Raw genomic sequence first — 23131 nt, 5'->3', positions numbered from 1 at the left:
GCGCGCGCACTTCGACCACATCGTTCGAGAAATAGCGCTTGCCGCCGATGACCGTCGGAATCTCGACGACGTCGCGCTGCTGCAGCGCTTTGCCGAGTTCCGCCGCAGCGGCAGTGCCCGGGCGGAAGCTCACTTCTGTTTCGTTGGCCGGCAACGGGAATTGTGGGCGTGGATTCACGCTGACTCCTTCAAAAAAATCGGTGGTGACGGACTGCTTGCGGAGAGCATTGCCTCGCTGCCGAGGGTAGTCGCTAAACAGGATCGTTCTGCTACCTCAACCTCGACTTATGTTTTGTCTTCGGGCGCTGTTATGAAACCGGTAGAGCTTGCTCGTCACTGAACACATGTTCAATGTGATTCGATGTCGCCAACTATATATCGGAAAATATTGGCGTCAATAGTGGTTTCCCGGAGGCGAATTACGGGCATTCAGCGCAATTACAGGTATTTACCCTGAACTAATGCATTCGCCGCCCATGAACATCTGTTCAGCAATCGCCGGCGACCGATCCAACAGGATCGTCCTATCGGCCACGCGGCGGACGATGGGAAAATCGGACCATCAGGCGACATTCCAGCGACCGCGCACGATGCTAAGAATCGACGAAGTCACCAGCAGCGAAGGTTTCCCCGAGCGATGCGACGTCGCGGTGATCGGCGGCGGCATCATCGGCGTCAGCAGCGCCTATGAGCTGGCGCGGCGCGGCGTGTCGGTGGTGCTGCTCGAAAAGGGCGTCATCGGCGGCGAGCAGTCGGGACGCAACTGGGGCTGGGTGCGTCAGCAGAATCGCGACCTGCACGAGTTGCCGCTCGCGATGCAGAGCCTGCGGCGCTGGAGCGAACTCAGCGCGGAACTGGGCGAGGACGTCGGCTTTCGCAAATCCGGCATTCTGTACGGCACGGAGCAGCGTTCCGATGTCGCGCAGTGGGAAGCGTGGCTCGCCCGCGCGCGCGAAGTCGGCTTCAACAGCGAGATCCTCAGTGCGCGCGAACTCGCGTCGCGCATTCCATCGGGACGGGCGCAGTGGGCCGGCGGTCTCTGGTCGGTCACGGATGGCCGCGCCGAACCGTCGAAAGCCGCGCCGGCGATCGCGCGCGGCGCGCAACGGCTCGGCGCGAAGGTGTATCAGAACTGCGCGGTGCGCAGCCTCGACACGAGCGCCGGCCGCATTTCCGGCATCTGGACCGAACGCGGCCGGCTCGCAGCCGATACGGTCGTGCTCGCGGGCGGGGCGTGGAGCGCGCTGCTCTGCCAGCGACACGGCATCGATCTGCCCGCCATCAACGTGATGGGAACGGCGTTGCGGACCGCCGAAGCGCCGGGCGTCATCGAAGGCTGCTTCTCCGGACCGGGTTTCGCGCTGCGGCGGCGGCTGGACGGCGGTTACACCATCGCCGTGCCCGGCTACGGACGCGTGGAACTCGCGCCGCAAAACCTGCGGCATTCGGTGAAGTTCCGCGCCATGTTCCGCAGCAAGCTCAACAAGAAGCTCAAGATTCGCGTCGGACGCAGCTTCTTCCACGGACCGGAGGCCAGCGCGAACTGGCGCGACGGCGATCTCTCCCCTTTCGAGCAAACGCGTATCCTCGATCCCCGGCCGGACACCGAATGGCTCGACCGCGCCCTGCACAATGTCGCGCGCGTGTTTCCCGAACTGGCGGGCATGCGCATCGCGCACGCCTGGGCGGGCGCCATCGATACGACGCCGGATCTCGTCCCCGTCATCTCGAAGGTCGATGCGAAACCCGGCCTCGTGATCGCGTCCGGCTTCAGCGGTCACGGCTTCGGCCTCGGTCCGGGCGCGGGCCTGCTCGTGAGCCGGATCGTCACGGAGGACGCGCCGCAATTCGACATCGGCCCCTTCAGGCTCGCCCGGTTCAGCGACGGATCGGCACTGAACACCCCGCAAATGATGTAATCGAAGCCGCGAGCGACGCCTCGCCGCATCTTTGTCAGTACATTGCTTCGGTTTCCTAATCTATTAGGCGACTTTGAACACCGGCTTCGATCAGCTATAATGCAAGTATCTTTCGTAAGTCTTATATAAGACATAAGACATAAGACGTTTGACAGCAGGTCGATATCGCAATAAAATCACGCCGAAAAGAGTGCCCGGAGCAGCCTTGGCGCGCCTGGGAAAGTTTCCTTTGCAACGAATACCAACGGTCCCCCATGCTTGAAAATTTCCGCGCTCACGTAGCCGCCCGCGCCGCGCTCGGCATCCCTCCCCTGCCGCTGACGGCGCAGCAGACCGCCGAGCTGGTGGAACTTCTGACGAACCCGCCCGCCGGCGAAGAGCAAACGCTGCTCGACCTGATCACCCACCGCGTGCCCGCCGGCGTGGACGAAGCCGCCCGCGTGAAGGCGGGCTTCCTCGCCGCCGTTGCCAAAGGCGAGACCGCCTGCACGCTGATTTCCCGCGCACGCGCCACCGAATTGCTGGCTACGATGCTCGGCGGCTATAACATCCAGCCGCTGATCGAACTGCTGTCGGACGCGGAAGTCGCCGCCGTGGCCGCCGAAGGCCTGAAGAAAACCCTCCTGATGTTCGACCAGTTCCACGACGTCAAGGAACTCGCCGACAAGGGCAACGCCCACGCCCGCGCCGTGCTGCAAAGCTGGGCCGACGCCGAATGGTTCACGAGCCGTCCGGAAGTGCCGCAAAGCCTGACCATCACCGTCTTCAAGGTGACGGGCGAAACCAATACCGACGACCTCTCGCCGGCGCCGGACGCCACCACGCGCCCGGACATCCCCATGCACGCGCTGGCGATGCTGAAGAACGCCCGTCCCGGCATCACGCCGGAAGAAGATGGCAAGCGCGGCCCGGTGAAGTTCATCGAATCGCTGAAGGAAAAGGGCCACCTGGTCGCGTATGTGGGCGACGTGGTCGGCACGGGTTCGTCGCGCAAGTCGGCTACCAACTCGGTGCTGTGGTTCACGGGCGAAGACATTCCCTTCATCCCGAACAAGCGTTTTGGCGGCGTGTGCCTGGGCGGCAAGATCGCCCCGATCTTCTACAACACGATGGAAGACGCAGGCGCCCTGCCGATCGAACTCGACGTCTCGAAGATGGAAATGGGCGACGTGGTCGAACTGCGTCCGTACGAGGGCAAGGCTTTGAAGAACGGCGAAGTCATCGCCGAGTTCCAGGTCAAGTCCGACGTGCTGTTCGACGAAGTGCGCGCCGGCGGCCGCATTCCGCTGATCATCGGCCGCGGCCTGACGGCGAAGGCGCGTGAAGCGCTCGGCCTCGCGCCCTCGACGCTGTTCCGCCTGCCGCAGAATCCGGCCGACAGCGGCAAGGGCTTCTCGCTGGCCCAGAAGATGGTCGGCCGCGCGTGCGGTCTGCCGGAAGGTCAGGGCGTGCGCCCGGGCACGTACTGCGAACCGAAGATGACCTCGGTCGGCTCGCAAGACACCACCGGCCCGATGACCCGCGACGAACTCAAGGACCTCGCGTGCCTCGGCTTCTCGGCGGACCTCGTCATGCAGTCGTTCTGCCACACGGCCGCGTATCCGAAGCCCGTGGACGTGAAGACGCACCAGACGCTGCCGAACTTCATCAGCACGCGTGGCGGCATCGCGCTGCGCCCCGGCGACGGCGTGATCCACTCGTGGCTCAACCGCATGCTGCTGCCCGACACCGTCGGCACGGGCGGCGACTCGCACACGCGCTTTCCGATCGGCATCAGCTTCCCGGCCGGTTCGGGCCTCGTCGCCTTCGCGGCGGCCACCGGCACGATGCCGCTCGACATGCCGGAATCGGTGCTGATCCGCTTCAAGGGCAAGATGCAGCCGGGCGTGACCCTGCGCGACCTCGTGAACGCCATTCCGCTGTGGGCGATCAAGCAAGGCTCGCTGACGGTCGCCAAGCAAGGCAAGAAGAACATCTTCTCCGGCCGCATTCTCGAAATCGAAGGCCTGCCCGATCTGAAGGTCGAGCAAGCGTTCGAGTTGTCGGATGCATCGGCTGAGCGCTCGGCTGCCGGTTGCACGGTGCACCTGAACAAGGAACCGATCATCGAATACCTCAACAGCAACATCACGCTGCTGAAGTGGATGATCGCCCAGGGCTACCAGGACCCGCGCAGCCTCCAGCGCCGCATCAAGGCGATGGAAGCGTGGCTGGCCGATCCGCAACTGCTGCAACCGGATGCCGACGCCGAATACGCTGCCGTCATCGAGATCGATCTGGCCGACATTCACGAGCCGATCGTCGCGTGCCCGAACGATCCTGACGATGTGAAGACGCTGTCGGACGTGGCGGGCGCCAAGATCGACGAAGTGTTCATCGGTTCGTGCATGACCAACATCGGTCATTTCCGCGCCGCCTCGAAGCTGCTGGAAGGCAAGCGCGACATTCCGGTCAAGCTGTGGGTCGCGCCGCCGACCAAGATGGATCAGAAGCAACTGACCGAAGAAGGCCATTACGGCGTGTTCGGCACGGCTGGCGCGCGTACCGAAATGCCGGGCTGCTCGCTGTGCATGGGCAACCAGGCGCAGGTGCGCGAAGGCGCAACGGTCATGTCCACTTCGACCCGCAACTTCCCGAACCGTCTGGGCAAGAACACGAACGTGTATCTCGGCTCGGCGGAACTGGCGGCGATCTGCTCGCGTCTGGGCAAGATTCCGAGCAAGGAAGAGTACATGGCCGACATGGGCGTGCTCAACGCCAACAGCGGCAAGATCTATCAGTACATGAACTTCGATCAGATCGAAGACTTCAAGGAAGTCGCCGACACCGTGCAAATGTAAGCATGCTATCGGACTACGGCGAGTCGATCTCGCCGTAGCGCCACGAATGGCGTCGCAGGCCCGACCCCTGCGGCGCCATTTTTTTTGGGCCGACCGCCGATTACGCCGCGATGATGTTGCGCTCCGGCCCGTACGGGAAGCCCGTGATATTCGTCGCGCCCTGTTCGCCGACGACGAGAATATCGTGCTCACGATAGCCGCCCGCGCCGGGCAGGCCTTGCGGCAGCATGATCATCGGTTCCATCGACACGACCATGTTCGGTTCGAGCACCGTGTCGATATCCTCGCGCAATTCCAGCCCCGCTTCGCGCCCGTAGTAGTGCGAGAGCACGCCGAACGAATGGCCGTAACCGAAGGTGCGGTATTGCAGGACGCCGTATTCCGCGTAGATCTTGTTGAGCTCGCTGGCGATATCGCTGCAACGCGCGCCCGGCTTGATCAGCTTCAGGCCCGCCTCGTGCACTTCGACATTGATCTTCCACAGACGCAGATGCGCGTCGGAGCAGTGATCGAAGAACATCGTGCGTTCGAGCGCGGTGTAATAGCCCGCGATCATCGAGAAGCAGTTCAGGCTGAGAATGTCGCCCTTTTGCACCTTGCGCGTCGTGACGGGGTTATGCGCGCCATCCGTGTTGATGCCGGACTGAAACCACGTCCAGGTGTCCATCAGTTCCGAGTCGGGAAAGCGCCGCGCGATCTCGCGCACCATCGCCTGCGTCGATGCGAGCGCAACTTCGTGCTCGGGCACGCCTTCATGCACCGCCGCCGCGAGCGCCGCGCCGCCCACGTCGCACACGTTCGCGCCGTGCCGGATCACCTCGATCTCTTCGGCCGACTTGATCATGCGCATGCGCATGGTCTCAACGCCGATATCCACGAATTCGACGGACGGCAGCGCGGCCTTCAGCTTGCCGAGCATCTCGACCGGAAGCTGATCGAATTCCAGGCCCACGCGGCCCTTGTTGTCGATTTCGCCCTGCACCGCGCGGAAGAAGTTGTCGCGCTGCCAGTCCGTGTACACGACGTTGTAATCGCCGACGGTGCGCCGCCACGGCTGGCCGCCATCGATGTTCGCCGAAATCGACACGACCTTCGACTGCGTCACGACGAGCCCGTATTTGCGACCGAACGAGCAATACAGGAAGTCGGCGTAGTAGTTGATGTTGTGATACGAAGTGAACAGCACCGCGTCGATATTCTCCCGCGCCATCAGATCGCGCAGCTTGCCTTGACGGCGCGCGTATTCGGCGTCGGAGAACGTGTGTCTGGCCTTGTCGCCGTTCTCGATCCGGATGAGGTTCTCCATTTTCATGCGCTCTTCTCCTTTGAAAAGTCGGGTGATGTGAGCGAATGTTAGGAGCCTCGCGTTTTAAAACATTTCCGGATTCGACACGCAACGCAGCCGTTTTCGACATCGCGGGTAAACGACGGCAGTCTCTCCGTTGGCTATACTCGAAAAGCGCATCGACGAGGGAGCGACATCTTGCGGGTAGTGGCGGAAATACTGTTGGCGATCGCGGCGACCGGCCTCTATCTGCTGCCCGCGATACTGGCGGACCGGAAGAAACGCCGCTCCGTGCTGATGCTCGCCCTGTTCAACGTGCTGTTCGGATGGACCGTCATCGGCTGGTTTGCGGCGCTGTACTGGGCGTTTCATCCCGAGAGCGCACGGCAGCTCGCACGCATCGCGAAGAGCAACCGGCAGGCATCGGCGCGGCATACGATCGATGCCATCGTGTCGCGCTCGACGACACACCACAAAGACACGGACGCACCCGATCGCGACAAGTAACCGGCGCGATGCCTACTCGACGCGCCGCCGCGTCGAAATGGCCGAGGCCGTGGAAATGACGAGATCGGCGAAGCGCTTTTCATCGCGATCGGGCTGCCAGCGCGAGCGCGCCACCGCGATATTCACCGCGCCGATGCCGCGCCCCCGCACGTTCGTGATGGCCGCCGCCGTCGAAATGTCGCTGACGAAGTATTCGTCTTCCGTATGCGCATAGCCCTGCTTGCGAATCTGCGCGATGCGCTCCCTGATCTTGCGCGGCTGATACACGGTGGACGCCGTGTAGGGCACGAGATTCGTGCGCGCGAGAATATCGTCGATTTCGCCGTCCGTGAGCGTCGCGAGAATCGCCAGGCCCGGCGCGGTGCAATACGCGGGCAACCGCGAGCCGGTGATCACATGCGCGTTGAACACGTTGCGGCTCACGATGCGCAGCACGAACACGATGTCGGTATCGTCGAGCACGGTGAGATTGGTCGCCTCTTCCGTCTCCGAGCCGAGTTGCTGAAGATACGGCGTCGCGCGGCTCACCAGTTCGTTCGACGTGAGGTAGTGATAGGTGAAGTCGAGAAGACGCGGCGACAGCTCGTATTTGCGGCTGTCCGAATCCTTGAGGAGATAGCCCAGCGCGGACAGCGTGTACGTGAAGCGCTGCGTCGCGCTCAGGTCGAAACCCGTGATCGAAGAGATTTCCGACAGCGAAAGCTGACGCTTGCTGCCGTCGAACGCGGTGAGCACTTTCATCGCCTTTTCGACGGACTGAACGTAAAGCGAAGACGCGCTCGGGTCCGCCGGCTCGCCTTGCGGCTTCGCCGCCGGAGTCTTGCGCTTGCGCGGGGCTTTGGGCTCGTCGTTCATCGGTCTTGTTGTCGTTCGGTTCGAACCGCGAATTATCTCACCGTGCCGGCACTTTCCCCAGCCGGTCCCACGCGTCCTCGACGTTGCGCGGCAGCAGATGCTTCTTGATGCGCTCGCTCGCCGTCAGTTCGAAGCTTGCCACCGCGCGGTAATAGCGCGGCAACTGAAAGCTCGCAAGACGCTCGCGCGCCCACGCGTGCATCGTTTCCCATTCGACCGGCTCGTCCTTGAACTGGACATTGAGCAGAATATCCTGCTCGCCGATCTCCGACGCCACGCCGATCGCCGCGCTCGCGCGGATCGCCGGATGCGCCGCGAACACGCGCTCGATTTCCCACGCGGACACGTTTTCTCCGCGCACGCGCATGCTGTCCGTCTGCCTGCCGATGAAGTACAGATCGCCGTCGGCGTCGCGGCGCGCGCGATCGCCCGTGTGCAGCTTGCCGCCGCGCAGCGCGGCCGCGGTCGCGTCGGGATTCTTCAGGTAAGCCGGCAGAAAAGCGCCCTCCACCTTGCTCGTCAGCACGATTTCACCGGCCTCACCTTCCTTCACGGCCTGGCCGTCCGCATCGAGCAATTCGATGCCGATCCACGGCAACGCGCGGCCGATCGAGCCGGGCTTGCCGGTGGCGTTCATCGTCGCGAAGCTGGAGCATTCGGTCATGCCGTAGCACTCGCGCAAACGCACCTTGAGGCGCGCCTCAATCGGCTGCCACGCCGGCGCGCTCACGCCCGCGCCCCACGCGACGCGCAACGTGTGCAACGCGGGCTGCGCGTCTTCAGGCAATTGCATGAGGATGTCGAGCACGCCGCCGAGATAGTGCAGTTGCGTCGCGCCCGCGCGTTCGATCTGCGGCCAGAAATGCGAGGCCGAAAATCGCGGCACCGCGTACAGCGTGACGGCTTCGAGAAACGGCAGCAGCAACATCTGCGCGCCGCCGATATGACACAGCGGTTCCCACAGAAACAGGCGGTCGCCCTCGCGCACATCCGCCACTTTCAGCGCCGCTTCGCTCGCGATGCGCATCATGCGGTGCGTGAAAACAACGCCCTTGGGCGCGCCCGTCGTGCCCGACGTGTAGATGATGCACAGCGGATCGTGCACGCCGATGTCGGGCGTCGTGAAGCGCGTGTCCGTGTCGCTCGCATCGAAGGCGGGCAGACGCACGCGCTGCGCCGCGCCGCAATCGATCGACGCGGTCGCGGCGTCGAAGTCGTCGTCGATCACGAAGCGCTTCGGCTCCGCGTGGCGCAGCAGATATTCGAGACCCGCCGCGCGCAGCTTCGTGTTGACCGGCACCCAGACGAGTCCGCTCAGCATGAGCGCGTAGATCAGATGAATATGCTCGGGGCTGTTGCCGAGCATCACCGCGACGCGGTCGCCCGGCACGAGCCCTTCGCCGGCGAACCAGCGCTGCAACTGCGCGATGCGCCGCGCGGCGTCCGCGCAGGTGATCGCGTGATCGTCGAAATGCACGACGGTGCGCGCGGGCGCGGCGCGCAGGCCGGCCGCGAGCAGCGGCACGCAATCCAGTTCGTCCTCTGCGTGACGATGAGCGAAATAGTCTGAGTAACGATGCATGTCCGAACCGATTGAAAGCCAGGAATTCAGCGCGCGCGGCGCTTGAGCATGGATGAAACCGCGACGACGAGCGCGATCAGCACGATGAGCGTGGTCGAGACCGCGGCGAGCGTCGGCGTGACCGCGAGCTGAATGTCGTCCCACATCTGCTTGGGCAGCGTCGAATTGATGCCGCCGCTCACGAAGATCGCGATGGTCAGATCGTCGAACGACACGAGGAACGCGAACAGGAACGCGGCGGTCACGCTCGCCATCAGAAGCGGCAGCACGACCGAGGTGATGCGCCGCAGCGGCGACGCGCCCATCACGCGCGCGGCGTCGTCCAGACGCCAGTCGAAACGCTGGAAGCCCGCCGCGAGCGTCACGACGACATAGGGAATCGCGAGCACCGTATGACCGATGACGAGACCGAGATTGGTGCCCGTCAGCCCGAAGCGCCCGAACAGATACAGCAGCCCGACCGCGACGACGATGCGCGGCACGATCAGCGGCGCGACCAGCAGCGCGAACAACGGCTTGCTCGCGCGGCGCGGCATGCGCGTCATCGCGAGCGTCGCGCCGAAGCCCAGCAAGAGCGACAGCAGCGCGGTGCCGAGACCGACTTCGAAGGAACGGATGACCGCGCTGTGCCACACCGGCGAATCCATGAACGTGCCGAACCATTTCGTGCTGAAGAGCTTCGGCGGGAACGCGATGAAATCGCTCTTCGTGAACGCATACGGAATCACCGACAGCACCGGCGCGACCAGCACCGCCATGATCACGCAGGTGTACAGGCCGAGCGGGCTCGCGGCGCGCGCTGTGGGTTCGGCGATCGTCCGCCGCCGCAGCATGAAGGGCGCGAAGACGCGGCCCGCCGCGAGCAGCAGCGCCAGCCTGAAACCGGCCGCGCGCGAGCCGCGCGAACGCTCCGTCTTTTCGCCGGTCAGCGACGTGAGGCCGACCATGCGGTCGTAGACGAAGAAGATCACGATCGAGCAGACGAGCAGCACCGTCGACAAAGCGCCCGCGAAGCGCATGTCGAACAGTTCGAGCACCGAGGAGATGACGAGCTGCGCGATCATCGTTTCCTTCGGCGAGCCGAGCAGCGCGGGCACGATGAAGAAGCCGAGACTGGAGATGAACACGAGCAGCCCCGCCGCGGCCACGCCCGGCGACGACAGCGGCAGAAACACCGTGAAAAAGCTCATGCTGCGTTGCGCGCCGAGCGTTTCGGCGGCTTGCGCGAGCCGGTCGTCGATGCCGCGCATCACGGGAAGCATGGTCATGACGGCCAGCGGCAGCATCGAATGGACCATGCCGATGAGCACGCCGGTCAGCGACGGAATCGTGCCCGTCGTCTCGCGCACGAGACCGAGCGACAGCGCGATGGTCGACAGCACGCCCGTCTTCGAGAGCAGCAGCATCCACGCGTAGGTCTTCACGAGATAGCTGGTCCAGAACGGCAGCATGATCCACAGCAGCCAGCGTTCGCGCACGCGCTCCGGCAGACGGCTCAGCATGTAGGCGACCGGATAACCGAGCAGGATCGAAAGCGCCGCCGTCATGAACGAGATCGCGAACGTGATCCACAGCACCTTTGCGTAGACCGGCGTGCGCGCGATGCGCTCGAACTGCGCAAGGCCGATCTGCCCTTCCGCGCTCACGAGGCCGCCTTGCAGGATCTCGCCCACCGGCACGATGAAGAACACGAGCAGGAACAGGAGCGTCGGCACGGCCGGCAGAAAGCGCGCGCAGCGCGCGAGCCGCGCGGGCCAGCCGCGGCGCGAGGCATCGCGCTCGCGATGCGCGTGTAGGGCGATGGTCATGGCGTGTCCTCAGGCGTGCAGCAGCGTCGTGCGATACGGGTCCCACACGAGCCCCACCCGGTCGCCGATGCGCGGGCTCAGGCTGCGCTCGCAGCGCACCGTGAGCTCGCTGCCGTCGTTCATCGAAAGCTGCACGCGCGTATCGCTGCCGAAGAACACGACATCCGCGATCGTGCCGTCGACGAAACCGTCCTGCGGCTCGACCAGGCGCGGCGCTTCGGGACGCAGCAGCAGCGTGTGGCGCGCGGCCGAAGCCGTCGGCGCGCCCGCGTTCATCGGCAAGGGAATGCGCCCGCCCGCCGCGAGCAGAATCGGCTCGCCGCGCGCCCCGCGCGTCTCGTCGAGCGCGCCTTCCAGCAGATTCGAATGACCGATGAAACCCGCCGCGAAACGCGTGGCGGGACGGTCGTAGAGGTCCGCGGGCGTGCCGACCTGCTCGATGCGCGCCTGATTCATGAGGCAGATGCGATCGGACAGCGTGAGCGCCTCGTCCTGGTCGTGCGTCACGTAGACGAAGGTCGCGCCGAGCTCCTTGTGCAGACGGCGAATCTCGGACTGCATGTGCTCGCGCAGTTTCTTGTCGAGCGCGCCGAGCGGCTCGTCGAGCAGGATCACCGAAGGCCGGTACGCGAAGCAGCGCGCGAGCGCGATGCGCTGCTGCTGCCCGCCCGACAGCTCCTTCGGAAAGCGCCTGGCGAATTCGCTCATGCGCACCATCGCGAGCGCATCGTCGACGGCCGCGCGCACTTCCTCGCGCGATTTGCGGCGCATGCGCAAGCCGTACGCGACGTTGTCCCACACGCTCATGTGCGGAAAGAGCGCGTAGCTCTGAAACACCATGCCGATGCCGCGCTTGCCCGGCTCGACATGCGTGACGTCGCGCCCGTCGATCTCGATGCGCCCCGCGCTCGGCGCGACGAGCCCCGAAATCATTTGCAGCAATGTGGTCTTGCCCGAACCCGAGGGACCGAGCAGCGTCAGGAATTCGCCCGCCTGCACGGCGAGATCCGTCGGTTCCAGCGCGACCGCATCGCCATAGCGCTTCGCGATGCCGATCGCTTCGAGTTTCGAGCTCATCGTGCCGTCCTCAGGAAATGATCCACGAGTTGAACCGCTCGGTGACTTTCTGGCGATTCTCTTCCCACCATTGCGGGCTCGGCAGCTTCATGTCGCGGATGTTGTCGGGCGCCGTGGGCAGGAGCGTCGCGCGTTCCTTGCTGATGGTCTCGAACGCCTTCTTGTTGGTCGGGCCGTAGGCGAGCGTGCGCGTGAGCAGCGCCTGACGCTTCGCATCGGCGCAAAAACGCACGAACTGCTTCGCGGCGTCCGCGCGCGGCGTGCCCTTCGGAATGCCCCAGCCTTCGATCGAATAGAGGCCCTGATTCCACACGATGTTCACCGGCGCGCCCGCGTCCTTCGCGGCTTGCGCGCGGCCATTCCATGTCGAGATCATGTCGACGTCGCCGCTCTGGATCGCCTGCATCGCCTGCGCGCCCGAGGTCCACCAGATATTGATGTGCGGCTTGATCCTGTCGAGGCTCTTGAACGCGCGATCCACGTCGAGCGGATAGAGCTTGTCGAGCGGCACGCCGTCGGCGAGCAGCGCCTGTTCGAGGGTGTCGAGCGGGCTGCGGCGCAGGCAGCGGCGGCCGGGAAATTTCTTCACGTCCCAGAAGTCCGCCCACGATTTCGGGCCGTTGTCCTTGAACTTGTCCGCGCGATACGCGAGCACGGTCGAGTACACATCGACGCCGAGCCAGTTCGGCGTGATCGCCTCCGGCATGATGTCGGGAAAATCGCTTGCCTTCAGGCCGATCGGTTCGAGCAGGCCCTTCGCTTCGAGATACGGAATGTCGGCGGAGAGCGTAAGCGTCGTCACGTCCCACACGTAGTTCTTCGTCTGCACCATCGCCGCGAACTGCGCAACCGGCTGCGATTCGCGCGCGACGCTCACCACCTTGATGCCGGTGGCCTTCTCGAACGGATCGTAGAACGCTTCGCGATACGCCGTCGTATAAGGCCCGCCGGGGTCCGAAACCACGATCTGTTTGGTTTGCGCGCGCGCCGCGAGCGGCATCGCGCCGGCCAGCGCGAGCGCGCCCGCGCCGTGCAGAACGCGGCGCCGCGCCGGATTGAAGTCTTGCGTCATGGTTCAGGTCTCCCGCACAGGGTTGAGAAAGAAACGGCTCGACTCGGATTCGACGTGGTTTTCGCTTTATTTCGCGCGCTTGCTGAAGAACGCTTCCATCATTCGCGCGGGTTCGCCGGAGTCGTACGCTTCGCGCTGAATGCGCTCGCCCGCTTCGATGCAGTCGATGAATCCCGGTTCGGTCATTTCGCGGAAACGCTGCTTGTCCAGACGCATCGCGACGGGCGGTTTGTCGGCGAGATCGGTGGCGATTTCGAGCGCCTTGTCGAACACCTTGTCTTCCTCGACGAGGTGATGAATCAGACCGATGCGATGGCACTCTTCCGCCTCCATCAGCCGGCCGGTGAGCGTGAGCTCGATGGTGCGCGACATGCCGAGCATCGAGTTCATGATCCACGGGCCGGTCGTGCTGGCGATGCCCGCGTTGATTTCCGGCTGGCCCATGCGCACGCCCGCGTGACCCACGCGGATATCGCCGAGCAACGCGACCTGGAACGCCGAACCCGCGGCCGTGCCGTTGAGCGCCATCACCAGCGGCTTCTTCAGGTTGCGCAGCGCCGCGTAGTAGCGCTGCCATTCCTTGACCCACGCGACGGCGCGTTCGCCGTCGAAATCGTGCGCCTCCGACAGGTCTTGTCCCGCCGAGAACGCGCGGTTGCCCGCGCCCGTCATGATGATCGCGGCGACTTCGTCGTCGGCGTTGAAGCGATCCAGCGCCGCGATGATCTTTTCGCGCATCGGCGTGGTCCACGCGTTCAGGCGCTCGGGACGATTCAGCGTGATGACCGCGACGCGGCCGTGATTCGAGAACAGGACGTCTTCGCTCATGTTTTATCGCATAGTAATAGTTGATGGTGAATACCAATATAGGCTCATCAAAAACAAGCCGCAATAGGGTTTACGCGCTCGCAGCGACGTCCGCGTCGGCTCACTACAATGAAATGGAAACCCATAGCCAGAAGCGAACGCCATGCATCGTCCTTCGACCCCGCTCGCGCGCGAGCCCAACGCCCGGCGCGCCGCGCTGGCCGCGTGCTTCGCGCTCCTGTTGCCGCCGCTATCCGCCCCGGTTCACGCGCAATCGCCGGGCGTGAGTTTTTCCACGGCGGAGCCGGGCGCGCCCTTGCCCGCGGGATGGAAGAACCTGCCGGTCGTGCGCGGCAAGCCGATGACGCAATACACGCTCGTTCGCGACGGTCAGACGACCGTCCTGCAAGCCGACGCGAATCGCTCGGCCTCCGCGCTGATGCACGAGGGCGATATCGATCTCGCAAAATCGCCCGTGGTGGCGTGGCGCTGGAAAGCGGAGAAAGCCGTCGAAGGTGCGGACAACCGGGTCGGTTCCAAGGAAGATGCGCCCGCGCGGCTGGTGTTCGTGTTCGATGGCGACAAGAGCAAGCTGTCGCTTTTCGACCGGGCCAGCATGGAAATGGCGAAGCGGATCGGCGGGCAGGATCTGCCCTACGCGACGCTCATGTACGTGTGGTCCGCGACGGCCGCGCCGGAGAGCGTCATTGCGAATCCTCACACGGGCCGCGTGCAGATGATCGTCGTCTCGGGTCAGGCCGGCGACGCGGGTGAATGGCAGAGCATGCGCCGCAATCTCGTTCAAGACTACGAGAAAGTCTTTCACGAACCGCCGGGCCGCATCACGGGCTATGGTCTGCTGACAGACACCGACAATACCGGCAGCACCGCGCGCGCGTGGTATGGCGATATTCGCTTTCTGCCCGGGCCGTGAAGCGCTTGCTTCGTCATCGTGCTATTCGAAGCCGCGTGACATCCGCGTGAATCACGCGACGATTTTCCGCGGCTTCTTTTTCATCGAAGCGCGCTTGCGCCAGGCGGCGTCACGCGATTTCCCTTGCTCCCGATTCGAAGCCGATATTTAATATCGAGGCATTCTTCACGTCTTTTTCAAGGCGCTCATCGCGTCCGATTTCTTCCGCGATGCCTAATTCATTGCTAACTCCCGGCGCCTATATTTCGTTGCAATCCGAAGCACGAACGAAGGGAGCAACAGCGTGGACAACCCATTCGACGACGAACAAGGCACGTTCTGTGTCTTGATCAATGCAATGCGGCAGCGCTCGCTATGGCCCGCTCATCTCGACGTTCCCAACGGCTGGGAAGTGGAGCATCCAAGTAGTTCGCGCAGGCAATGCCTGGACTACATCGAAACGCATTGGAGCGATCCGCGGTCCTGACGAACCTCGATATGGGAGTGGAAAAATGGCAAAGCGCATCGTGAAAGTTATCGATCTCGTTCCGGGCCGGAATGTACAACTTCCGTCCATCGATCACACCATGCTCGAACATGGCCAGTTCTGGAGCGACCATGTTTGCGCGCAGGAACCCGTTGTTATCAGACAGGCTGTCCGCAATTGGCCGGCGCTCCAGAAATGGGCGACGCCAGGTTATCTAGAATCGCTGACGAACCGCGAAGTCGGCGTATCGGATGCCTTCAATGCATCGCCTGCCGGTCTCTGGTATCAAAACCTGCCGAAGCTGAATCTCGATCAGGCGATCATGCGCCTGCGCAATGCCGCGCCGGACGAGACGCATGCGATCCGCTCGCTGCCGATTCCGCCGGAGTGGAAAGCCGATCTCGGCCATTACGATTTTCTCGATGCAAAGCGCGATCAGCCGCCGCGCGTCTATGCGCAAGACCGGCTCTTCATCTACCGCAATGCCTCGACCGAATGGCATTACCATACGACCGACGAAACGCTGACCACACAGCTTCTCGGCACCAAGCGCATTTCCATGTTCAAGCTCTCGAACGATGAATGGCCGGCGTATGCCGTGCCGATCAAGTCGAATCTGCATCACATGGACGACGGCGCGCGCTTCTTTCCCGCGGACCACGCGCTGACGAAGTTCGAAGCCACGCTGGAACCCGGCGACGTGCTGTATATCCCGCCGTTCTGGTGGCATGGCGTCGATCCCGCCGATAACGATTTCGGCATCACACTCGCGCATTGTTTCAGAACCCCGCTCAACCGCATCGGCTCCTTGAGCGATCCCGCCGTGAAAGACGTGATCCGGGCACAGCAAAGCGTCATGCTGGCGTTTCGCATGAGAGCGTTTGTCGCACTGGGTTCCCTTTCGCGGCTAGTCACGTCCTGAGATCGCCTAACCGCGCGCGCGGCTCGCGCGCACGCAAGCCGTATCTCGACGCAAGTCTTTCGACAGTCTGATGAACACGCAAGGATCTGTGCCAGGTGGAACCGCGCGCGAACGCGCGTGCCTTTCTTCCGCGATGTCTGGCGACGACGTCCTTGACCATCGGTTTTCAGGGCACGCACACGTGCTCTTCCAACTGGATCGACGCCATGCTCAGCCTTCCTCTCGCTCCCGCGCAATCGGGCATCTTCTTTCGACAGCAGCTCGATTTGCGCGATCCGCGCTTCAACCTGGCGCAACTGACGGAGATCATCGGACCGCTCGATATCGACGTGCTTCAGGCGGCCTTGCGGCAGACGATCGACGAGGCGGAGGGCATGCGCGTGCGCGTGCTCGTCACCGACGGCCTGCCGCGTCAGGCCGTGCCCGATGAACCGCTGAACTTCACGCTTCGCGTGGTCGATGTGAGCGATGCGCCCGATCCGATGGAAGCGATCGATCGCGACATCGAAACGGCGCTTGCCACGCCGTTCGATCTCGGCCACTGGCCGCTCTTCGACGGACGGCTCTTTCAGGCCGGCCCCACGCGCTTCTTCCTCTTTCAGCGCATTCACCATATTGCGTTCGATGGCTTCTCGTTCCTGCTTTTCACGCAGCGCCTCGCGGCGGTGTATTCGGCGCTGATCGAAGGACGCGAGCCCGCGCCTTCCGGCTGGGGACGGCTCACCGATCTGCTCGACGACGACGACGCGTATCGCGCATCGAAGGCGTTCGAAAGCGATCAGCAGTTCTGGCGCGACTATCTGGAGGATTGTCCGGAGCCCGTGATCCTCTCCGAATGCATGGCGCACGAGCCGATTCAGCCGGGCGCGCATACGCAGGCAATCGCGCATATGCGTTTGTCGCCGGATACGACCATGCGCCTGCGCCACATGGCCGAGCGCAACGGCACGACCTGGCCGCAGATCGTCACCGCCGTCATGGCCGCCTATGTGGCGCGGCTGAGCGGACAGTCCGAAGTGGTGCTCGGCGTGCCGGTCACGGCGCGGGTCGGACGCGTGGCGAGAAACGTGCCGGGCATGTTGTCCAACGCGCTGCCGCTGCGCGCGGTCGTGGACGAACGCACGAGTCTCACCACGCTGCTCGGCGCGGTTTCGCGGCATAGCCGCCGCGTTCTGCGTCATCAACGCTATCGCGTGAAGGATATCCGCCGCGATGTGGGACGCATGGAATCCGACAGGCCGCTCTTCGGTCCCACGGTAAACATCATGCCGGAGTACAGCCGCGCGCTCGATTTCGCCGGCTGCCGGATTGCGTCGAATCGCTCGTTCTACGGCACGCCCGACGATCTCGCGCTGATCGTGCATGACGAGGGCGATGCGCTCGGCATCGAACTGATGTTCGATGGCAACCCGTCGTTCTATAGCGCCGACGCCGTGGACGCTCATGCGCGCCGCTTCACGCGCTTGCTCGAACAGACGCTCGATGCGCCCGATGCGCCGCTGCATACGCTCGAACTCGTGCTGCCCGAGCGGCAGGCGCTGCTCGAACGCTGGAACGACACGGCTGCGCCCTATCCCGAGCATCTGTGCATGCATCAGCGCTTCGAGCAGCAGGCGCGGCTCACGCCCGATGCCATTGCGCTCGTTTGCAAGGACGAATCGCTCACCTTTGCGCAGGTCAATGCGCGCGCCAACCGGCTCGCGCATCGGCTGATCGCGCTGGGCGTCAAGCCCGAAGACCGCGTGGCGCTGTGCATGGAGCGCGGCATCGGCGCGGTGGTCGCGCTCTTCGCGATCCTCAAGTCCGGGGGCGCTTATATACCGCTCGATCCGGCGTATCCCGGCGAACGCCTGAGCTACATTCTCGGCGATGCCGCGCCTCTCTTGCTCGTCGCCGATGCCGCGGGCCGTCGCGCACTGGGCGACGTCGGCACGCTCGCCGTGGTCGATCCCGATGCATCGCCCGACGATGCGCTCACGCAAGACGATCCGCATGTGCCCGGTCTTGCATCGCATCATCTCGCCTATGCGATCTACACGTCCGGTTCGACCGGCAAGCCCAAGGGCGTGATGGTCGAGCATCGCCATGTGATGAATCTGCATCACGCCTTGCATGCGACCGTGTTCGCGCACTGCGCGCCGCACTCGAGCGTGACGCTGAACGCCAGCATCGCATTCGATGCCTCCGTGCAGAACCTCACCGCCTTGCTGGCGGGCCACCGGCTCGTCATCGTGCCCGCCGACGTGCGCACCGATGCGATGGCGCTGGTCGATTTTCTCGATACCGCCGCCATCGACGTATTCGACTGCACGCCGACTCAACTCGAATCGCTCTTCTCCGCAGGCCTGCTCGAACAGCGCCGTGCGCCGCTGACCGTGCTCGTCGGCGGCGAGCCGCTCACGCCGCAAACCTGGAGCCGTCTCGCGCACGCCGCGCAGATTCGCGCCTTCAACGTCTATGGCCCGACCGAATGCACCGTGGATGCGACCGTCGCGCCGATCACGGACGCGCAGACGCAGCCCGTCATCGGCAAGCCGCTCGCCAACACGCGCACCTATGTGCTCGATGCGCGGCGACGCGTGGTGCCGCCGGGAGCGGTGGGCGAACTGTATATCGGCGGCGCGGGCGTGGCGCGCGGTTATCTGAACCGGCCCGAACTCACGGCCGAGCGCTTCCTCGACGATCCGTTCGTGCCCGGCGCACGCATCTATCGCACGGGCGATCTCGCGCGCTTTCATCTCGATGGCAATATCGAGTTCCTCGGCCGCAACGATCATCAGATCAAGATTCGCGGCTTCCGTATCGAGCCCGGCGAGATCGAGGCTCAGATCGCGAGCCACCCTGCCGTACGCGATGCAGTGGTGATCGCGCGTGCGCGCACGCCGGGTTCGCAGGATCAGCAACTCATCGCCTATGTAACCGCGAGCGATGAATTCGGCATCGATGCAAGCGGGCTGCGCGAGCATTTGAGCGCGCGTCTGCCCGACTACATGACGCCCGCCGCCTTCGTCACGCTCGATGCGCTGCCGCTCACGCCGAGCGGCAAGCTCGATCGCCGCGCGTTGCCCGACCCGCAAGCCGACGCCTTCGCGCTGCGTCCCTTCGAAGCGCCGCAAGGCCAGACCGAAACCGCGCTCGCCGAATTGTGGGCCGAATTGCTGGGCATCGAGCGCGTCGGCAGGCAGGACAACTTCTTCGCGCTCGGCGGCCATTCGCTGCTCGCGGTGACGCTCATCGAGCGGATGCGCCGCATCGGTCTGCAAGCGAGCGTGCGAGATCTCTTCGCCACGCCCGTGCTCAGCGCATTCGCCAACGCGATCGATTACACCGCGCCGAAAGCCGATATCGTCGTGCCGCCCAATGCGGTCACGCCTGATTGCAAGGCGCTCACGCCGGGCATGCTGCCGCTCATCGAACTGACGCAGGCGGATATCGATCGTATCGTCCAACGCGTGCCCGGCGGTCTCGCCAACGTGCAAGACATCTATGCGCTCGCGCCGTTGCAGGAAGGCATTCTGTTTCACCACATGCTGACCACCGAGGGCGATCCGTATCTGCAAACGGCGCGTCTCGCGTTCGACAGCCGTGCGCGTCTCGATGCGTGGCTCGACGCCTTACGGCAGGTCGTCGCGCGCCATGACATTCTGCGCACCGCGTTCATTCACGAAGGTGTGACGACGCCCGCTCAGGTGGTCTTGCGCGATGTGCCCGTGACGATCGACGAGATCGCGACCGATCCGGCGCAAGGTTCCACGATCGATCATCTGGCGCGTCATTTCGATGCGCGCACGCGACGTCTCGATCTCGCGCGCGCGCCGCTCCTGCACATCACGATTGCGCACGATGACGAAAGCGAACGCTGGCTCATGCAACTGAACTGGCATCACCTGATCGGCGATCACGCGACGCTCGAAGTCATGCATGCGGAAATCGGCGCGATACTCGACGGGCGCGGCCACTCGCTCGGCACGCCACAGCCGTTCCGCGATCTCGTCGCGCAGGCGCGGCTCGGCGCGAGCCAGGACGCGCATGAAGCGTTCTTCCGCGATCTGCTCGCCGATGTCACCGAACCGACGCTGCCCTTCGGCTTCACCGATGTTCATCACGACGGCTCGACCGTCGCCGAAGCGCATGTGACGCTGCCCGCTGCGTTGAACGCACGGTTGCGCGCGCAGGCCCGGCACTTCGGCGTGAGTCTCGCGAGCCTGTGTCATCTTGCGTGGGCGCGCGTGCTGAGCGCGGGCAGCGCGGTCGATGCGGACGGACGCATCGTGTTCGGCACCGTGCTGCTCGGGCGCATGCAGGCAGGCGTCGATCAGGCGCTCGGGCTGTTGATCAACACGCTGCCGATTCGCCTCGATATGACCGATGCATCGGTTGCCGACAGCGTGCGGCTCACGCATGAACGACTGGCCGCGCTGCTGCAGCATCAGCATGCGCCGCTCGCGCTCGCTCAGCGATGCAGCGGCGTTGCGGCGCCCGCGCCGCTTTTCAACGCGTTGCTGAACTATCGGCACAATCAAGCCTCCGCGGATGAACACGCGGCCTTCGAGGGCATCGAGCTTATCGGTGCGGAAGAGCGCACGAATTATCCGCTGACGCTTTCCGTCGACGATAACGGCGACAGCCTCGCACTTACTGCGCAGACGGTCGCGCCGCTGTCGCCCGAACAGTTGTGCGGCTATATGGAGCAGGCGCTTTCGAGCCTTGCGCAAGCGCTCGACAAGGCGCCTCATACGCCGGTGAATCAACTCGACGTCCTGCCGCCGGAGACGCGTACTTTGCTGGTCTCCACGTGGAACGCCACTGGCGCGTCATATTCCGATAGCCTCTGCATTCATCAGCGCTTCGAGCAACAGGCTCGCCGAGCACCCGATGCAATCGCACTCGTCTTCGAAGACGAATCGCTCACCTATGCGCAACTCAATGCGCGCGCCAATCGGCTGGCGCATCGTCTGATCGCGCTTGGCGTGGGCCCTGAAGATCGGGTGGCATTGTGCGTGGAGCGCGGCATCGGCATGGTGGTGTCGCTGCTCGCGATACTCAAGGCGGGCGGCGCTTACGTGCCGCTCGATCCCGCTTATTCGGGAGAGCGCCTGAGCCATATCCTCACCGACTCGACGCCGCGTCTGCTGCTCGCCGATGCAGCGGGCCGCGAAGCGCTGGGCGACACGGGAACGCTCGCCGTGCTCGACCCCGAAGCACCGCTCGATGACACGCTTTCAGAAGACGATCCGCACACGCCTGTCGCTCTGCCCCATCTCGCTTACGTGATCTACACGTCGGGTTCGACGGGCAAGCCCAAGGGCGTGATGGTCGAGCATGCGCAAATCGTGCGCCTGTTCGACGCAACGCACGGCTGGTTCGGTTTCGACGAAAGCGATGTCTGGTGCCTGTTCCACTCGTTCGCCTTCGACTTCTCGGTCTGGGAGATGTGGGGCGCGCTGCGTTATGGCGGCAAGCTCGTGATCGTGCCGCAGCATGTGGCCCGCTTCGCTCCCGACTTCCTTAGCCTGCTTCAGCAGGAGCGCGTAACCGTTTTGAATCAGACGCCGAGCGCGTTTCGTGCGCTGATTCAGGCGCAGGAGACGAACCATGCCCCCACTGCGCTGCGCTATGTGATCTTCGGCGGCGAGGCGCTGAATCCGTCGATGCTCGAGCCGTGGTATGCGCGTCAATCGGACCAGAAGCCGCGACTCGTCAACATGTACGGCATCACCGAGACGACCGTGCACGTGACCTACCGGCCGCTGACGCGCGAGGATTGCGCGGACAGCAATAGCCCTATCGGCGTGCGCATTCCCGATCTGACGATTTATCTGCTCGACGCGCAGCGTCGGCTCGCGCCTATCGGGGCGGTGGGTGAGTTGTACGTAGGCGGCGCAGGTGTGGCGCGAGGCTATCTGAATCGGCCCGAGTTGACCGCCGAGCGCTTTATCGACGATCCGTTCGTTCCGGGCGCTCGCCTCTATCGCACGGGCGATCTCGGGCGGTATCGGCCGGATGGGAGTCTGGACTTCTTTGGGCGCAATGATCTTCAGGTGAAGATTCGCGGCTTCCGTATCGAGTTGGGAGAGATCGAGGCGCAGATCGCCAGTCATCCGGCGGTGCGTGAGGCCGTGGTTATTGCGCGGGCTCGGCATGAGAAAACGCAGGATCAGCAACTTATAGCGTATGTCACGCTGGTTTCAGAGGTCGAGGCTGGCGATCTTCGCGAGCATTTGAACTCGCGGTTGCCGGATTACATGGTGCCTTCGGCCTTCGTCGTACTCGATGCGTTGCCGCTGACACCCAACGGCAAGCTCGATCGCCGTGCCTTGCCCGATCCGCAGTGGCAGGATCTCGCCGCCTATGTCGCGCCGCGCTCGTCGCTCGAACACTCGCTCGCTGAATGCTTCGCCAGCGTGCTCGGTCTCGAACGCGTGAGCGTCTTCGATAACTTCTTCGCACTCGGCGGTCATTCGCTGCTCGCTACGCAACTCGTGTCGCGTCTGCGTGAAGCGCTTGCTATTGAACTGCCCTTGCGCACACTGTTCGATGCGCCCAGTGTCGCCTCACTTGCTGAAGCGCTGGAAGAATCATCGCGTGAAGCCAGCGCCTTGCCGCCCTTGCAAGCGATGCCGCGTCCGGCGAAGCTGCCGCTGTCTTTTGCACAGGAACGTTTGTGGTTCCTCGAACAGCTCAATCCCGGACAGTCCACCTATAACATTCCGGTCGCCGTGCGTTTGAGCGGATCGCTCGATGTATCGGCATTCGAGAATGCCTTGAATGCGCTCGTGGCGCGTCATGAGAGCTTGCGAACATCGTTCACGCAGCACGACGGTCAAGCTGTGCAGTGCATCGCTTCTGAGTTGCGGATCACGTTGCCGTTGATTGCACTTTCCGATGATGCGCAAGTGCGCCGCCTCGCGCAAGTCGAAGCCACCCGCGCGTTCGATCTTCAGCACGGGCCGCTGCTGCGCGCACAACTGCTGCGTCTTGCAGCCGATGAACACGTGCTGCTCTTCACGATGCATCACATCGTCTCCGATGGCTGGTCCACCGGCGTGCTCGTGCG

The 23131-nt window shown here is 64.0% G+C and carries 14 protein-coding genes; 7 read left to right on the top strand and 7 right to left on the bottom strand.

Features of this window, described 5'->3' with window-relative positions; genetic code table 11:
* Positions 1-590: 590 nt before the first annotated feature.
* Positions 591-1919, top strand: a complete 1329-nt coding sequence (locus AWB70_RS37520) for an NAD(P)/FAD-dependent oxidoreductase (RefSeq protein ID WP_053570774.1) — start codon at positions 591-593, stop codon at positions 1917-1919.
* A 254-nt stretch (positions 1920-2173) separates the two neighbouring features.
* Entirely contained in the window at positions 2174-4759 is a 2586-nt protein-coding gene (acnB, locus tag AWB70_RS37515; RefSeq protein ID WP_053570640.1) for a bifunctional aconitate hydratase 2/2-methylisocitrate dehydratase, read from the top strand.
* Between the two features lie 100 nt (positions 4760-4859).
* Here acnB and AWB70_RS37510 read toward each other — a convergent pair whose 3' ends face one another.
* The gene (locus tag AWB70_RS37510; RefSeq protein WP_053570641.1) at positions 4860-6071 is read right to left on the bottom strand and encodes a M24 family metallopeptidase; all 1212 of its coding nucleotides are present in this window, start codon (positions 6069-6071) and stop codon (positions 4860-4862) included.
* A gap of 195 nt (positions 6072-6266) precedes the next feature.
* Between AWB70_RS37510 and AWB70_RS37505 the strand changes: the two genes are divergently transcribed.
* Positions 6267-6551: a superinfection immunity protein gene (locus AWB70_RS37505; protein ID WP_235024432.1), complete on the top strand. Its 285-nt coding sequence runs from the start codon at positions 6267-6269 to the stop codon at positions 6549-6551.
* A 12-nt stretch (positions 6552-6563) separates the two neighbouring features.
* Here AWB70_RS37505 and AWB70_RS37500 read toward each other — a convergent pair whose 3' ends face one another.
* From AWB70_RS37500 to AWB70_RS37475, 6 genes are all read right to left on the bottom strand, one after another.
* Positions 6564-7406: an IclR family transcriptional regulator gene (locus AWB70_RS37500; RefSeq protein WP_045456494.1), complete on the bottom strand. Its 843-nt coding sequence runs from the start codon at positions 7404-7406 to the stop codon at positions 6564-6566.
* Positions 7407-7443: 37 nt separating this feature from the next.
* Entirely contained in the window at positions 7444-8988 is a 1545-nt protein-coding gene (locus AWB70_RS37495; RefSeq protein ID WP_053570643.1) for an AMP-binding protein, read from the bottom strand.
* 26 nt (positions 8989-9014) lie between these two features.
* Complete coding sequence (locus tag AWB70_RS37490) at positions 9015-10796, bottom strand: ABC transporter permease subunit (RefSeq protein WP_053570644.1); 1782 nt, start codon at positions 10794-10796, stop codon at positions 9015-9017.
* A 9-nt stretch (positions 10797-10805) separates the two neighbouring features.
* Positions 10806-11873 (bottom strand): ABC transporter ATP-binding protein, encoded by a 1068-nt coding sequence (locus AWB70_RS37485; RefSeq protein WP_053570645.1) that lies wholly within the window; start codon positions 11871-11873, stop codon positions 10806-10808.
* Between the two features lie 10 nt (positions 11874-11883).
* Positions 11884-12945: an ABC transporter substrate-binding protein gene (locus tag AWB70_RS37480; protein ID WP_053570646.1), complete on the bottom strand. Its 1062-nt coding sequence runs from the start codon at positions 12943-12945 to the stop codon at positions 11884-11886.
* Positions 12946-13011: 66 nt separating this feature from the next.
* On the bottom strand, positions 13012-13773 hold the full coding sequence (locus AWB70_RS37475; RefSeq protein WP_053570647.1) for an enoyl-CoA hydratase/isomerase family protein: 762 nt from the start codon (positions 13771-13773) through the stop codon (positions 13012-13014).
* Positions 13774-13915: 142 nt separating this feature from the next.
* Between AWB70_RS37475 and AWB70_RS37470 the strand changes: the two genes are divergently transcribed.
* From AWB70_RS37470 to AWB70_RS37455, 4 genes are all read left to right on the top strand, one after another.
* Positions 13916-14686: a DUF3047 domain-containing protein gene (locus tag AWB70_RS37470; RefSeq protein WP_053570648.1), complete on the top strand. Its 771-nt coding sequence runs from the start codon at positions 13916-13918 to the stop codon at positions 14684-14686.
* 283 nt (positions 14687-14969) lie between these two features.
* A complete protein-coding gene (locus AWB70_RS37465) occupies positions 14970-15152 on the top strand; it encodes an MbtH family protein (RefSeq protein ID WP_075644287.1) in 183 nt (60 codons plus the stop codon).
* Between the two features lie 25 nt (positions 15153-15177).
* Positions 15178-16074 (top strand): cupin-like domain-containing protein, encoded by an 897-nt coding sequence (locus AWB70_RS37460; RefSeq protein WP_053570650.1) that lies wholly within the window; start codon positions 15178-15180, stop codon positions 16072-16074.
* A 206-nt stretch (positions 16075-16280) separates the two neighbouring features.
* On the top strand, positions 16281-23131 hold a 6851-nt coding region (locus AWB70_RS37455; RefSeq protein ID WP_143281749.1), incomplete at its 3' end, for a non-ribosomal peptide synthetase.

The organism is Caballeronia cordobensis (assembly GCF_001544575.2).
GTDB lineage: Bacteria > Pseudomonadota > Gammaproteobacteria > Burkholderiales > Burkholderiaceae > Caballeronia > Caballeronia cordobensis.
The sequence above is the reverse complement of the archived record's forward strand: the minus strand, read 5'-3'. Positions and strand labels throughout refer to the sequence as shown.

Coding starts and splice junctions, on each gene's coding strand:
- AWB70_RS37485 (WP_053570645.1), bottom strand. CDS start 11,873: ATGAGCTCGAAACTCGAAGCGATCGGCATCGCGAAGCGCTATGGCGAT.
- AWB70_RS37475 (WP_053570647.1), bottom strand. CDS start 13,773: ATGAGCGAAGACGTCCTGTTCTCGAATCACGGCCGCGTCGCGGTCATC.
- AWB70_RS37510 (WP_053570641.1), bottom strand. CDS start 6,071: ATGAAAATGGAGAACCTCATCCGGATCGAGAACGGCGACAAGGCCAGA.
- AWB70_RS37470 (WP_053570648.1), top strand. CDS start 13,916: ATGCATCGTCCTTCGACCCCGCTCGCGCGCGAGCCCAACGCCCGGCGC.
- AWB70_RS37490 (WP_053570644.1), bottom strand. CDS start 10,796: ATGACCATCGCCCTACACGCGCATCGCGAGCGCGATGCCTCGCGCCGC.
- AWB70_RS37460 (WP_053570650.1), top strand. CDS start 15,178: ATGGCAAAGCGCATCGTGAAAGTTATCGATCTCGTTCCGGGCCGGAAT.
- acnB (WP_053570640.1), top strand. CDS start 2,174: ATGCTTGAAAATTTCCGCGCTCACGTAGCCGCCCGCGCCGCGCTCGGC.
- AWB70_RS37500 (WP_045456494.1), bottom strand. CDS start 7,406: ATGAACGACGAGCCCAAAGCCCCGCGCAAGCGCAAGACTCCGGCGGCG.
- AWB70_RS37480 (WP_053570646.1), bottom strand. CDS start 12,945: ATGACGCAAGACTTCAATCCGGCGCGGCGCCGCGTTCTGCACGGCGCG.
- AWB70_RS37520 (WP_053570774.1), top strand. CDS start 591: ATGCTAAGAATCGACGAAGTCACCAGCAGCGAAGGTTTCCCCGAGCGA.
- AWB70_RS37495 (WP_053570643.1), bottom strand. CDS start 8,988: ATGCATCGTTACTCAGACTATTTCGCTCATCGTCACGCAGAGGACGAA.